Consider the following 15,107-nt stretch of genomic DNA (forward strand, 5'->3'; position numbering starts at 1 on the left):
AAAAAATGTGAATGTAGATTTAGAACAAAAACAAACAATTTTTGACACTCAGTTCAATATTATAAAAAAGTTCCTTCTGTAAGGAACTCCTTTTACTTATAATTAAAGATTCCCCCTGCCAACTTATCGGCCAGCTTGGGAAAAAGGGTATAAAACTTATGGGCTAGGTTCAACAAAACTGGGAGATTGAGTTCCCGTTTGTTTTTTCCTATGGTTTTGACAATCTTTCTAGCGACTGCATCTGGTTCTAAGAGAAAGCGGTCAACCGACTTGAGGTAGGTCCCATCTGGGTCAGCCTGGTCAAAAAAGGCAGTACGAATCGGTCCTGGATTGACCGTCGTTAGATAGACACCATAGGGCATGAGTTCGAGGCGCAGAGCGTTTGAAAATCCAATAGCCGCAAACTTGGTCGCCGAATAGAGACTGGACTTGCTAGTCGCTATCAAACCTGCCATGCTGATGATATTGATGATATGCCCTTTTCGGTTCTCCTTCATTCGCGCCGCAAGGCGACGAGAAAGGTTCATCAGGGCAAAGGTATTGACCTCGAACATCTGATGAATATCTTTATAGGAAATCTGGTCAAATTCCTCAAAGATCCCGTAGCCAGCATTGTTAATCAAGACATCAATCTTGCCATAACGGAGATAGAGGTCTGCTACCAGAGCTTCTAGGGTCGAGTCATCGGTAATGTCAATTTCAATCAATTCTACATGGGGATAGTTTCCATATAGCTCCGACAGTTTTCCCTTGTTTCTACCTAACAAAATCAGTTGGTCATTCAGCAAAAGCTTGACCATTTCTTGAGCTAGACCACCACTAGCTCCTGTAATAAGAATCGTGCGCATGTTTCTTCCTTTCTGTGGCACTTAAATTTCCACTTCTTCCAAGTCTTTAACCACATGGACATTCTCAAAAATACTAGCTGCGTCTTTCTTAAGCTGGCTGACATCTTTTGAAAGGAAACGGGCACTGATATGGTTGAGCAAGAGGCGTTTGACTCCTGCTTCTGCTGCTACTTGTGCTGCCTGCATATTGGTTGAGTGACCGTGATTGCGGGCAATTTTTTCATCTCCCTTGCCATAAGTCGACTCATGGACTAGGACATCTGCGTTAACAGCTAGACGCACACTGGCATTGGTTTGTCGGGTGTCACCCAAGATAGTGATAATCTTACCAGGACGAGGAGCTGAGATATAGTCAGCAGCCTTGATTTCAGTCCCATCTTCTAGAACAACATCCTGACCATTTTTGATTTTTCCAAAAAGCGGGCCAAATGGGACTCCAGCAGCCTTGAGTTTTTCAGCATCCAAGGTCCCTTCAAGATCCTTTTGCATGACACGATAACCAACACAGAAAATAGTGTGGTCCAGCTCCTCTGCATACACCGTGAATTTATCGGTCTCAAGGATTTTCCCTAGAGAATTTTGGTCAAACTCATGGAAATGAATGCGGTAAGGCAGACGAGAACCTGACACACGAAGACTGGTTAAGACAAAGGACTTGATCCCTTGAGGTCCATAAATGTCCAAATCTGTCTGCTCTTCATTGGCTTGAAAGGCACGACTAGAAAGGAATCCTGGCAAGCCAAAGATGTGGTCTCCATGCAAGTGAGTGATAAAGATTTTGCTGACCTTACGTGGTCGAATCGTGGTTTCCAGAATGCGATTTTGCGTCCCTTCGCCACAGTCAAAGAGCCAGACTTCGTTAATCTCATCCAAAAGTTTCAGGGCGAGGCTTGAGACGTTGCGGGCTTTAGAGGGCTGACCAGCCCCCGTTCCTAAAAATTGAATATCCATTTGATACTTTCTAATTAATCAATATATAACATGGCTGTGCGGTTTTCCGATCGGAAATAGCGCTTACCAGAAAAAGCAACAGCTTCTTGTAATAAATCCTCTTGGCTATAACCTTTGAGACGTTTGCGACCACCAGCTAAGCTTTCCAAATCTGTCAAAGCTGTGAGACTCTCCACACTAACAACTTCTTCGTCTTCGGCATCCTTCATGTAAATCTTTCCAGACTCTTCAAAGACGAGCTGATGGGGGAAAATTTGCGCAATCTCAAAAAGCAAGTCATCCGATATTACCTCTTCATTTTCAGAGAAAATTCGCCCCAAGCCCTCACTCTCATAGCAAAAACCAAAGGATTTACCAGACAGATTAAGACGAATAAAAGGCTTTTTTTCAAAGGTGAAACTTGGCTCAGCATTGTAGAGATTCAGTTCATGACTGAGTTCTGAAAAATAATCCATCGCAGCTTCAGGACTCTTTTTCTGGTAGAGTTCAGCAAAGTAAGCATTCACTACACTGGGCGGAGGAGTGATGAGAGCCAACTGCTCTTGTTCTGTTTTGCCAGCTAGAAGTTGATCCAGATAGACCTTATCCAGACTTGTATAGCCCCCATATTTTAGAGCCAAGGTTTTAATATCAGTCATAAAATTCCTCTAACCTCCATTTATTTTTCTCGGAAATGTAGCCTGTAATCACTTCTCCATCATCTTGGTAGTCACGATCTTCAAGAATCGCTACACTTTCCAAATCATGAATCTTGTAGGACTTAGAAAAAGGCACCCGTAGAGTAAAGGCTTCAAAAATCTCCTTGATCTTCTCCAAAAACAATGCTTGCAACTGCTCACGACTATCCTCAGACTTGGCAGAAATGAGGGTATACGGCGTTTGAGTAGGCGTGAAATCCTCCACCAAATCCGCTTTATTATAAAGGGTCAGACGAGGAATATCCTCCATATCCAAGTCTTTCATGATAGACAGAACCGTTTTTTCATGCTCCTCATGGTAAGGGTTGCTGGCATCGATGACATGAACCAGAAGATCCACATGCTTGCTTTCTTCCAAGGTTGATTTGAAACTGGACACCAATTCTGTTGGCAAATCTTGGATAAACCCAACAGTATCAGTCAAGGTAACCTGTAGATTGCCCCCAAGATGGATGCTCTTCGTCGTCGCATCCAGAGTCGCAAATAGCTCATCTGCCTCATATTGGGTCTTGCTGGTCAAGGTGTTCATGATAGTTGATTTCCCAGCATTGGTGTAGCCAATCAAGCCAATCTTAAAGGTGCTTGACTCCAGACGTTTTTCTCTGACTGTCGCCCGATTTTTCTCAACCACCTTGAGCTGGCGCTCGATATCTGTAATTTGGTTGCGAACACTACGACGGTTCAGTTCCAGCTGGCTTTCACCAGGTCCACGGGAACCAATTCCCCCAGCCTGACGACTAAGCATAATCCCTTGTCCCACCAAACGAGGTAAGAGGTACTTGAGTTGGGCAAGGTGAACTTGGAGTTTGCCTTCATGGCTTCGAGCTCGCATGGCAAAGATATCCAAAATCAACTGCATACGATCAATGACTTTTACTCCGAGAATTTCCTCCAAATTGACATTCTGCCTTGGCGTCAGACGATTGTTAACAATGACAGTGCTAATTTCTTCCGCATCTACCATGAGTGCAATCTCTTCCAACTTACCAGAACCAACGAAGGTCTTGGAGTCATACTTTTCCCGTTTTTGCCTGTAGCTATCTACAACAAGTGCCCCAGCTGTCTTAGCCAGACTGGCCAACTCTTCCATAGAGAGATCAAAATTGTCCATGCCCTGCAATTCTACACCAATGAGCAGGACTCGCTCCTCTTTTTTCTCTGTTTCAATCATCTAAAAACTCCTCAATCTGGCTAAAAATACGCTCCTGCACGCCAGATTCTCCAATCTGATAAAAGGTGACCTGCATGCGATTACGGAACCAGGTCAGCTGACGCTTGGCAAAACGACGCGTTGCCTGTTTGAGACTCTCACTGGCTTCCTCCAAACTTTGCTCTCCTCGAAAATAGGGGAAGAGTTCCTTGTAGCCAATGCCTTTGGCTGCCTGCACATCTGGATAATGGGCAAAGAGCCACTTAGCCTCATCCAAAAGACCAGCCTCAAACATCAGATCTACTCGGCGATTGATACGCTCATAAAGCTGACTGCGCTCATCATCCAAGCAGATAATCAGAGGTTCATACAAAGTCTCTTGATTTTCCAAATCCTGACCAAAATGGGCAATCTCCAAGGCACGCATAGCACGACGACGGTTAAACTGGGAAATTTCAAGACCTGCTTGCTCCACAAGATGAGATAATTCCTCATCTGAATAAGGCTCCAAGCTAGCCCGATAAGCTAAAATCTCCTCATGAGGTGTTTCTCCACCTAGATGGTATCCTTCCAGCAAGCTTTGGATATAAAGCCCTGTTCCACCAGCAATAATGGCTAGCTTGCCACGGCTTTGAATGCCCTCAATAACCTTCTTAGCTTCTGAAACAAAATCAAAAGCCGAGTAAGACTCGGTCACCTCTCTGACATCAATCAAATGATGAGGAACAGATGCTTGCTCCTCTGGGCTGGCCTTGGCCGTCCCAATATCCAACCCTCTGTATACTTGCTGACTGTCACCGCTGACCACCTCTCCACCAAAGCGCTTGGCTACTTCAATAGCAAGGGCTGTCTTCCCAACAGCAGTCGGTCCAACAATCACAATTATTTTTGTTTTCATCTTTTTTCCTTGAAAAATTCCCATTTTTTCGTTACTATTATTATATCACAAAAAGGTCAGTCAGAAAAATGCTACCTCTTAAGGAGCCTGGCTGATCGGGAAGATAAAGGAGGAAGACTCATGGCTAAAGGATTCGCTAAAGGTCTTGTAACAGGTGTCGCAGGAACTGTCGCTGCCGTTGCAGGTGCAGTATACGCAATTAAAAAGAAAGTGATTGAGCCAGAAGAGCAAAAAGCAGCTTTCATCGAAGAAAACCGCAAAAAGGCAGCTCGCCGTCGCGTATCACATTAAACAACAAAAGAAGTTGAGAAATCTCAACTTCTTTTTATTTTTTAAATAGCCAAATCAAACTTCAGCTGCGGCTTGACTGGATCATAGTCAACCAACTCAAAGTCTTCTGCTTTGATATCAAAGAAATTAGTCCCATCTGGCACATTCAAGACCAAACGTGGTTGGCAGTTTGACGGCTCACGACGAAGCAATTCCTGAGCTTGTTCAAACTGATTATCATAGATATGAAGATTGTTGATAAAGTAGAAGAACTTCCCAACCTTCCAACCGAAATGCTTGGCAATCATCATCTGTAGAGCCACATACTGCATAGCATTGATGTGGTGGGCAACCAGCATGTCATTAGAACGCTGAGTCAAGGTCGCATCCAGATAGATGTCCCCATCTACACGGCGGACATCAAACATGGTCTGAAAGGCGCATGGAAGAAGGCCGTCTGTCTCCTCAAAAGCTTGGTAATCCCAGAGGGATATAATATTGCGACGGTTCCAAGGGTTAGCTTCCAACTGCTTGAGAATCTTGTTGATGATGTCATGTTTCTTAACGATTGCCCCATAGCGCTCACCAATGGTTCCCGTGTCTCCCACTTCCCAGTCATTCCAGTAGTGAACATTGTACTTGTCATTGAGCACCTTCAAACTGTTGGACTGGTCCTGGTAAATCCAGAGGAGTTCTTTGATAGCTGATTTGATGGCAATGGGACGCAAGGTTGTGATGGGAAATTCCCCTTTGGCCAAATCATACTCCGCAAAGGCACCCGTTACGTACTTAGAATTGGCAACTGTCCCATCCTTATACTTAGGACGTGCCTGCTCAGACAAGACACCTTGCTTAAGAATTCGTTCTATATTTTCTTTAAAAATCGTATCTGCTTTTGTCATTTATTCTCACCTCATTTATTGTCCTAACTAGTATAGCATAAAAAAACTTTTCTACATACTCAGATAATCAATGGCCTTTTTATATTTTTCTAATCGTTCCAAATCCTTGTCAGTAATGGTCTCAAGTCTCGATAAATCTGAATTATGTTTTAGGTCAGCTAATTTTACGGCTCTCGCAAGAGGATTGGATTTCACAGTTTTCAGATAGGTTTGATAGTCTTGTCCCTTTTTCTTTGACAAAATCTGAACGGCTGTAACTACTGTCTCTGGTAAACCCGCATTTAGTAACTCTTCAGCAGTAACAGAACTATCCTCAATAACATCATGTAGTAGAGCCACTGCTTTCTCTTCTTCAGAATCAACTTGGCTCGCAACAAAAATTGGATGTTCTATATAATCTATCCCTGCCTTATCAAATTGTCCTCTATGAGCTTCCGTCGCGATAGACAACGCTAATTCAAGCATGGGTTGTTTTGATGTGTTCATCTAGCGATTCCTTCCCAAAATTAAAACCTATTTCGTTTTATTCGACTTTTAAAAAAGAGCTTGTTGGATAACCAAGCTCTATTATCAATCTATCTTATTGCAATACAAGTGATGCTGCTCCGATAACTCCAGCGTCATTTCCTAGAGTTGCAAGAGCCAATTTAGTGGATGTGCGTACTTGTGGGAAGGTATTTTCGTCGTAGACTTTTTGAACACCTTGGAGAAGGAATTCTCCCGCTGCTGACACCCCACCACCGATAACGATTGTTGATGGGTTGAGGATTGAACCGATATTAGCACAGGCAATTCCCAAGTAACGTGAGAAGTTACGGTAAACGATCAAGGCAAGGTCGTCTCCTTCTTTTGCAAGGTCAAAGACAGTTTTAGCAGTTACTTCTTCACCGTCGTCGATCAAGCGTTTCAAGGCCGCATCGCCTTCGTACTCATCAGCGTAGCGACGAGTCAAGTTGACAATCCCTGTTGCCGAAGCAACTGTCTCAAGACAACCTTTCTTACCACAGGTACATGCGATTGGTTGGTCAAAGTCAACAGTGATGTGACCAAGCTCTCCTGCCGCACCAGCAACACCGTGGAGCAGTTTCCCTTCAGCAACGATACCGCCACCAACACCGGTACCAAGTGTCATAAAGACAACGTCTGGTTGGTTGTCACCAGCGCCCATCCAGCGCTCACCAAGAGCAGCTACGTTGGCATCATTATCAATGAAGAATGGAATCCCCAAGGCTTTTTCAATCTTTTCTTTAATCGGTTGAAGGGTTTTCCAGTTGAGGTTGTAGGCACCGATAACAGTCCCTTTTTCACGGTCAACCACACCAGGTGATCCCATTCCAATCCCTCGGAAATCCGTAGCTGACAATCCAAGCAAGTCCAAACGATGTTGAATAGACTCAATCATATCATCTACAATATGGCTTCCTTCATCCAAAATATTAGTCTTGATAGACCATTTTTCTTGGATTTCTCCCTCTTGAGTTAAAATTGCAAACTTGATAGATGTTCCACCAAGGTCAATCCCAATAATCTTTTGACTCATCGTCTTCTCCTTTTTAATTGAAAATGCTTACAGATATAGTATAACAGAATCGTCTGTTTTGTGCAAAGGTTTGCGTGAATTTATTCTCATTTAATCACTTTCTTTATTCAAAAATTTGCTAACTTAAGATTCAATCGTCAACTCATACAAACCTCTGACCGCGTTACATCCATAGATAGTCTCAGCTTGGTTCAAGTCCGCCACAGTCAAGACTTTTTCCTCTACCTGTCCTGTTTCCAACAAATGCTGACGATAAATTCCTGGCAAAACTCCTAGGCTGATAGGCGGTGTGTAGAGTTTTCCAGCAATTTTCAGAACTAGATTCCCGATAGAGGTTTCTAATAGCTCTCCTGCTACATTATGGTAAATGATTTCCTGTTTCCCTAAGCTCAAATGCGGTCGGTGAGTTGTTTTAAAGTAGGTAAATGGCGTTTGCAAATCAGCTTCTTGCAGACAAAGTTTGGCTTTGCAGAAGGTCGTACTAAGAGGTTCCAATATTTGGGGACTGACTTCCATCTCTCCAGACTTGCTGATAGTAATTCGCAAGCGATAGTCTTGGTGGAAATCACAAGCTTGACACTCTTTCTCTATCTTTTGTTTCAAGTCATCTGGATCAAAAGGATAGGCAAAATAACGACTCGCCTTTGTCAGTCTTTCCAGATGTTGATCTTCAAACAGCAGGCTCTTCTGGCTGATTTTCCCCGTTGTAATCAATTTGAAACGAGCTTGTTTACGATAGAGAACAGCCGCCTTTTGATGAACTTCACGGTATTCAGACTCCCAGGTGCTATCCCAAGTAATCCCTCCGCCAACCCCATAGATAGCTTGGCCCTTGTAGAGTTGAATGGTCCGAATGGCGACATTAAAAATCCGTCGCCCATTTGGAAGCAAGAGACCAATCGTTCCACAGTAGACTCCACGCGATTGTGGTTCCAAGTCCTTGATGATTTCCATGGTCGCAATTTTCGGAGCTCCCGTTATGGATCCACAAGGAAAGAGAGAGCGAAAAATGGCAACCAAGTCCACATCCTCTCGCAACTGACTCTTGATGGTCGAAGTCATCTGCCAAACAGTCGAATACTGCTCCACTTGGCAAAGACGTTCTACATACTCACTGCCCACTTCAGAAATACGGTTCATATCATTGCGCAAGAGGTCCACAATCATCATATTTTCAGAGCGATTTTTAGGATCCTGCTCCAACCAAGCTGACTCTTTCAAATCTTCATCGTTAGTCAGACCACGTTTAGTTGTTCCCTTCATTGGACGAGTCATTAATTCTCGGTCATTTTGCTCAAAAAAGAGCTCTGGACTCATGGAAATCACTGCCATATCGTCATGCTCAACATAGGCATTATATCCTGCCTCCTGCTCTACCACCATGCGATTGTAAATGGCAAAAGGATTGGCACTTAAGTCTTGCTTGAGTTGGACAGTGTAGTTGACCTGATAAGTGTCACCCTGCCGCAAATGATGGTGAATCTGCCCAATAGCCTTTTCATAGTCCTCTGCTGACGTTACTTCCTGCCAATTTGAAGGCAGATCTACTTCCTCATAAGTCAGAGGAATAGGGGATGTTTCCACCCTATCATGAACGGTAAAGTAAAGCAAATACTCGCCCAGTAGAGGAAGCTTATGAACTGCTAGTTTTTCCTCAAAAGCAGGTGCAGCCTCGTAGCTGACATAACCCACCACATAATAGCCTTGCTCTTGGTAGCTTTCCACTTGTGCCAGCAAATCTGCCACTTCTGATAGGTCTCTCGTTTTTAACTCTTTGATCGGCTGGATAAAGGTGTATCTCTCTCCCAAAGCCCTAAAATCAATCACTGTTTTTCTATGCATACCTTAAGTATAGCACAAAAAGGCAGATACAGACAAAGCTGATCTACCTTTTTTCATTTTACTAGTCCTATCTACTATTTAGTGAATAAATCTCCAGTAAATCCGTCTGATTTCTGCAAGAGTTGTTTGTAAACTTTCCATTTAAGATTCACTGTATTATCAAATTTATTACCTTGAAGGTCTTTTTCAACTGCAGCATCGAATAGCTCTTGAAGTTTTTCATATGTTGAAATCTTTTGACCATCAATTTCAATTTCTACAAAACCTTTCTCAGCTTTAGCTCTGACTTCTTTATACCATTCTTTCTTCCACTCTTCTAATGTATTAAATCTACCTTTAGAAACCTTTTGGATGATAAAGTCATCACCTAGACCTACGTTACCGGCTGCTTTAGATTCTTGTTTATACTTGTTAGATGCATACCCTAAGAATCCATCAAGGTAACCGTAGTAGCCCCACATACGGAATGTATTGTGTTTAAATGAGATTGAGCCAGCCGTACTCTTACTTGTGTTACCACCGTAAATACCAGTCATCATATTCACAACAGTATAAGCAGAATCGAATCCTTCAGTACGGTAATGACCATTACCTGGTAGCCCGTGTTTAGTAGCGAAGTTTTTATCTACAAGTTGATCAATAGCTGTCAGTTTCATAATCTTCTCATCATCATTTAAATCACGAACTAAATCCCATTGATGTGGTGCACCTTCTAACTTATTATAGCTCGCTTTTTCGCGATATTTCTTATCGATTTTCTTGAACCACTTATCGTTAGTTCCAGTATTTTTCTTGATGACAGATTCTGCTTCTAAGTAATCAAGCATCATCATTGATTCGTTATAGTTCTTCATGTAGTGATCAATCTTCTCACGACTACTTAACATATTAGGATCATAGTTATAAATTTGTGTACCATCATTTTTACGTTCGTACGCCATATTTAATCCAAGTGAACCATATTCACCATTATAGTTTGTAAGAGATGGCGATTGTAGCATACCTTGAGCAAATGATTCAATATCTGTCCCTTCACGGTGACGCCATGTTCCTAAGTAGGCCATACGGTCATTGATATGAGTTGTTTCGTGAGTGAATGCAGATGTACCATAATCACTAATCATACTAGAGATGATGTAGTATACAGCTTCTGAATTTTGTGGGTTAGAAAAGATATAAGCATACGCACCCATACCGTTATATCCGTGCCATTTACCTGTAGGTCCATAGAACTCACGAACTGGAGCATAGTCACCATTCTTATTATGACCCATTCGGTCAGCCCATCCATTACCTGGAACATCTTGGTTATCCCAAATTGCTGATGGAACCATATTTTCAGATTTCAACAATTGATTACGTACATTATCAGCAGCAAGTCTTGACCAGAAGTCTAAGTAATTAATTTGCTCTTGTGCACGTAAATCGATTTCTTTCTTAAACGCTTCACGTTCAGATTCTGTATTCTTACCATATTTCTCAAATGCACTAAACGCTAGCGTATTGTACGTTGAAATTAAGAACATGTGAGCCTTTTTCGTATTAAGAAGTGGTAAAATGTATCGACCATGTTCACCGTTATTTAAGTTTTCGTATAAGTGATATTTCTTATTAGCAAAATCAGGGTTAGATGATTGTTTCTCAACTACATAGTTAGTATGAGAAATAGCTTTCTTATACCACACATTCATATCAGTATCTTCTGTAAATAACTGCATATTATATATTAAGAAGTCATTTAAGTTACCTTTACCTGTTGCTCCCGCAATCACATCACGATAAGCATCTTGAGTTCGGTCACCTTTCAAGAAGTGTTCACGTGAACCAATTTGAATTAATCTATCGATAACACTAACATTCTTACCATAGAAATCAGGCTTGAACATCATAAGATTTTTAATGCTCATATCATTGTATTTAAATCCATAATAACGATTTAAATAAGTAAGACCCATCATAATCTTAGCTTTATTGTCTTCCACTTTTTTAAGAAGAACTTTCATAGCCGCATCATCACTATTCAATTGATGGTCTTCGTTTTCAACTAAAGCTTTGACTAATTTATCTAAATTAGCTTTCGTTTCTTCAAAGCTTTCTTCAAGGAACAAGTTACGAATGTAATTGTTCTTATGATTGTCACTATTCTCAGCTGGTTTGTTACGTTTGTCCATTAACGCACGTACTTCAGGTGAAATCAATTCAACACCTGCTAATTTTGCTTTAATATCGTTGATTAATTGTGTTCTATCTTTAACAACCATATTCGGTGTATAAACGACGTCACCAAGACCTTCGATACTATATTCACGAACTTGTTGGACTTGAGAATCAGCTTTACGTGTGACAACTTTTTCTTCCTTAGTACCATCAGCATAATGAATCATAATATGATCAACATCTGACAAGTCAGTTACAAATTGCCCATCTTTCATACCTGTCACAGATAATACTTCTGTAGTTAATAATTTAGATCCTTCAGGAGTCTTATTACCTTGATTCACAATCCACTCTTTATTGTAGAACGGTTGAAGTTTTTCAACATTTCGGTAAGCAAGTTCACGTTCTGCATTATAATCTTGAGTAGTTTTGTACGTGTCTTCTTTATACGCTACGTGATTTAATTTATCAGTCAAATATGGTGTGATTTCATATTTATCGGCTGTGATATTGAACGAAGCAATCCGTTTATCCGCTTCTGCTTGGTCGATACCCTTAATCTGTTTTGAACGGTTATAAGAAACGTTACCTGATGCAACATCGTTCACATACACATTGTTCTTGAAGTAATCAAATCCGAAGTATGGGTCACCTGAGTCAACTGACCCTGAACCATACATCATTTCACCATTTGTCACTTTCATCATGCTGACGTTATTCTCAACCCAACCCCAGTCATAGTTTTCGTGAATTAAACCACCGCTTTGATTATTGGTTTTGAGTGTCAATGTCCCTTTGACCACAGATTTAGTTAAACGACCTTTTTGTTTAACATCATTTGGATTTCCACCATGGTTGACTTTGGCAATCAATCCACCAAATTTAGCATTGTTGGCTTTAATGTCAGCTTCAACATAAGAACTATCTACATTGCTTCTCCAGCTTTCACTTACAAGTCCACCAGACCACCAACCTTTGTTACCCACGCTTTCGATTTTACCGATAAAGGCTACATTACGCATATTGGATTCATCTAGTTTGTTGATCATACCTGTAACGTCGTTATTACCAACCACATTACCCGTAACCTTAATATTCTCAATCGTTGAGTTCTTAAACATATCTCCAAGTGGAGCTGTTTTATCAGCCCACGGCATATTGATATTCACATTACCAAAGTTGATGTCATGAATATGAGCATTTTCAACACGGTTGAACAATGGTCGAGCTAGATTGTGAATGGTATAACGTTTATCACCTTCACTATACAACTTACCTTTAAAAATGTTCGTCACGTATTGTTTATTCGGAGTCGGAACATTTGCTGCATTAAGATCCGCACCAAGTTTAAACTCACCCGTTGGGTTAGCTTGCATATCTTTTACAAGCTCATTGAAGTTGTAATATACATTACCTTCTTTTAATTTTTGTTTTTCAAAGTAATGAACATACTCTTCACTGAAAGTATCATCTGCTCTACGTTGAACTAAGTTTGGAGCTTTTGCTACCACTTTGTACAATGTTTTTCCATCGACAACCACTTCTTCAACAGAACTTACCGTAAGTCTTGTTGTCTTATTATCATGAGTTGTCACTCGTAAGTAAAGTGGAGCAATGTCTGTCGGTTTTTCAGTAAGTAAGCTCTTATCTGTTTCAACACCAGCATCATCCACACTCATCAAGCTTGTTTCTTTGATGTTTTTGATTTCAACTTTTTTAAGGTCAAGTCTTAGCGGTTCTTCTTTCAGAACCTCTTCCTCATCACCCTCACCACGGTCATAAACCATCTTCGTTTCAAGTTTATAATCCTTGTAGTACTGTAAATCTGTCAGGGTAGTTGTCAAGTCGTCTGGTGAAACATTCAAGGTTTTGACAATCTCATCACCTTTTTTCAGAGTTAAGGTAATAGATTTAATGGCTGCCTTACTTGGATTTTCTAGACTATACTTAACATCTGAAGTACGCTTCAAATCCTTAGGCTCAACTGCTGTGATGGTCAATACTGGTTTTTCAAAGGTCTTGGTACCACGTTTCAAAATTTTGTCTTGAGGTGCCTCAAGGATTTCCTCTGTAACTTTTGGAGCGTCCTCTGTTTTAACTCCCTTAATGGTATTAAAGGTTTTGGTGATTTTTTTCTGGCCTTCTTTTCCTTCTTGAGCTACAACTTCTAAGCCTTTTTTCAGTTGGTCATCTTCTTTAACAACTTCCTTAAATGGAATCTTTTCAAGACTTTCTTCTACAAGAGTTCCTTCAATTGGTTTTGTCCCACGACTTACCTGTTGGTTTACAGGCTCCTTGGTAACTTCTGTGCTAGTTGAAAGAACTTGGTCAGTTTTAACACCTTCTACTGTTTTATAAGTTGTTTTAGTAACTTGACTACCTTTTTCACCATTTCTTACGACAGTTTCTTCGTCCGTATACTTGGTTGGATCCTCAGTCGTTTCAGTTTTGTAGTCTAGGTCTGTAGTCGATGTTTCAACAAGGGTTCCCTCAGTTACTTTGTACTCAGGTAACTGTTCTTGTACAAGAGCTTGACCTACTTTACCTTCCTCTTGTGTACCTTTTACTTCTACTGGAGCATCTGGTAATGCAGGTTGAGTTAAAGCTTGACCTTCTTTGCCAGATTCTTGAGTTCCTTTGGCATCTATCGTAGCTTCTGGTAAGGATGGTTGCGTTAAGGATTGACCTTCTTTACCTGCCTCTTGAGTTCCTTTAGACTCTACTGTAACCTCTAGTAATTCGGGTTGCGTTAAAGATTGACCTTCTTTGCCTTCTTCTTGCGTACCTTTAGCTACTTGGTGAGTTGGTTCAGCTTGTGGTACTGGAGTTGGAGCAGGTTGCACCTCTTTCTTAGTTCCGACTGCAATGACTTGCGACACAGGATTTTGGAATACTTGGTCTTCGATGACTTCTCTAACTTCTTGACCATTGACCATCGAAACTTTGGTTACAAGACGACGCTGACCATTTACTCCGGCTGTGACGATACGAGTCTGTCCTTCTGCTAGATTCGCATCTGGGCTTGTGACCGTTTCAAAAGGAATCTCAACCAAGCTCTCTTCCTGTCTAATCTGGGGATTCTCAGAAACTGGTGTTTCTTCAACAGCAGGAGCAACCGAAGTTTGTGCCACAGGTTTTTCAACGACAGTTTCTGGCGCAACAGTCGGTGTTTCTTGAACTACTTCTGTTTTCTCGATTTCATTTGCACTTTGCTTTTCTACTGGCAACTGAGGCTTCTCAGCTGAAGCTGGTCTTGATGGGTGGAGTTCTGCTTCCTTGAAGTAACCAATGTATTCATAGCCATCAATATGGATAATCCCTTCAGCCAAACCTTCATGTGTAGATGCAGAAATAGTTTGGTTATAAGAAAGTAACTCTTTATTTTCAAATGCAAAGGTAGTAAAAGGTACAAAATTGCTGACGCCGATAGAGCTAATTAACAGAATACCAAGTACTTTACTACGGTGTTTCTTAGAAACTAATAGAACCGCTAGTGAGGCTGTTGCCAATCCAAGACCAGCCAAGGCTAGTTCTTTACTTCCTGTGTAAGGAAGTTGTTGACTGTTAGTTGCTTTCTTGCGATAAACTACATAGAGAATATCTTCATCTTGAAATTCTGTAGGAACTTCATGGTGAATCAGGGCTTTTTCAGACTCGGTCAATTCCTGCTCCGCCAAATAACGGTAATGAACACTATGAGCACCGCCAACTTCATTGGCATGCACTTTATCTACTGAAAGGGTACTGGCACCAAAAAGAAAGGCCCCGATGGCTACAGGACCTACACCAACAGTGAGCTTACGAATCGAATATTTGGTGATTTTTTCTAGTTGTTGTTTTGTCTTTTTCAT

Annotated in this window: 11 protein-coding genes; 1 reads left to right on the forward strand and 10 read right to left on the reverse strand. The window is 41.2% G+C overall.

Going from position 1 to position 15,107, the window contains the following annotated elements:
- Positions 1 to 92: 92 nt before the first annotated feature.
- Genes ACIY14_RS06520 through miaA form a run of 5 tightly spaced genes read right to left on the reverse strand, consistent with a single transcriptional unit; the run spans position 93 to position 4,545 of the window.
- Complete coding sequence (locus ACIY14_RS06520) at positions 93 to 848, reverse strand: SDR family NAD(P)-dependent oxidoreductase (RefSeq protein ID WP_409002000.1); 756 nt, start codon at positions 846 to 848, stop codon at positions 93 to 95.
- 21 nt (positions 849 to 869) lie between these two features.
- Positions 870 to 1,799, reverse strand: coding sequence for a ribonuclease Z (gene rnz / locus ACIY14_RS06525; RefSeq protein ID WP_409002001.1), 930 nt, complete (start codon positions 1,797 to 1,799; stop codon positions 870 to 872).
- 14 nt (positions 1,800 to 1,813) lie between these two features.
- On the reverse strand, positions 1,814 to 2,437 hold the full coding sequence (locus tag ACIY14_RS06530; RefSeq protein ID WP_409002002.1) for a cystathionine beta-lyase: 624 nt from the start codon (positions 2,435 to 2,437) through the stop codon (positions 1,814 to 1,816).
- The gene (gene hflX / locus ACIY14_RS06535) at positions 2,430 to 3,668 is read right to left on the reverse strand and encodes a GTPase HflX (protein WP_409002003.1); all 1,239 of its coding nucleotides are present in this window, start codon (positions 3,666 to 3,668) and stop codon (positions 2,430 to 2,432) included. The genes ACIY14_RS06530 and hflX overlap by 8 nt, the downstream gene beginning before the upstream one ends.
- The gene (gene miaA / locus ACIY14_RS06540) at positions 3,661 to 4,545 is read right to left on the reverse strand and encodes a tRNA (adenosine(37)-N6)-dimethylallyltransferase MiaA (protein WP_409002004.1); all 885 of its coding nucleotides are present in this window, start codon (positions 4,543 to 4,545) and stop codon (positions 3,661 to 3,663) included. The genes hflX and miaA overlap by 8 nt, the downstream gene beginning before the upstream one ends.
- Before the next feature lie 120 nt (positions 4,546 to 4,665).
- Here miaA and ACIY14_RS06545 point away from each other — a divergent pair, with 120 nt between their 5' ends.
- The gene (locus ACIY14_RS06545; RefSeq protein ID WP_001051782.1) at positions 4,666 to 4,836 is read left to right on the forward strand and encodes a DUF3042 family protein; all 171 of its coding nucleotides are present in this window, start codon (positions 4,666 to 4,668) and stop codon (positions 4,834 to 4,836) included.
- A 41-nt stretch (positions 4,837 to 4,877) separates the two neighbouring features.
- Here the strand turns inward: ACIY14_RS06545 and ACIY14_RS06550 are convergent, their stop codons facing one another.
- From ACIY14_RS06550 to ACIY14_RS06570, 5 genes are all read right to left on the reverse strand, one after another.
- Positions 4,878 to 5,717: a thymidylate synthase gene (locus ACIY14_RS06550; protein ID WP_409002005.1), complete on the reverse strand. Its 840-nt coding sequence runs from the start codon at positions 5,715 to 5,717 to the stop codon at positions 4,878 to 4,880.
- Positions 5,718 to 5,768: 51 nt separating this feature from the next.
- Entirely contained in the window at positions 5,769 to 6,203 is a 435-nt protein-coding gene (locus ACIY14_RS06555) for an HD domain-containing protein (RefSeq protein ID WP_001097948.1), read from the reverse strand.
- A 94-nt stretch (positions 6,204 to 6,297) separates the two neighbouring features.
- Complete coding sequence (locus ACIY14_RS06560) at positions 6,298 to 7,257, reverse strand: ROK family glucokinase (RefSeq protein WP_000078548.1); 960 nt, start codon at positions 7,255 to 7,257, stop codon at positions 6,298 to 6,300.
- Positions 7,258 to 7,380: 123 nt separating this feature from the next.
- Positions 7,381 to 9,099 (reverse strand): aminodeoxychorismate synthase component I, encoded by a 1,719-nt coding sequence (gene pabB, locus ACIY14_RS06565; RefSeq protein WP_409002006.1) that lies wholly within the window; start codon positions 9,097 to 9,099, stop codon positions 7,381 to 7,383.
- 74 nt (positions 9,100 to 9,173) lie between these two features.
- On the reverse strand, positions 9,174 to 15,107 hold the full coding sequence (locus ACIY14_RS06570) for a ZmpA/ZmpB/ZmpC family metallo-endopeptidase (RefSeq protein ID WP_409002007.1): 5,934 nt from the start codon (positions 15,105 to 15,107) through the stop codon (positions 9,174 to 9,176).

The sequence above is a fragment of the Streptococcus sp. ST16 genome (assembly GCF_046098135.1).
Taxonomy (GTDB): Bacteria; Bacillota; Bacilli; order Lactobacillales; family Streptococcaceae; genus Streptococcus.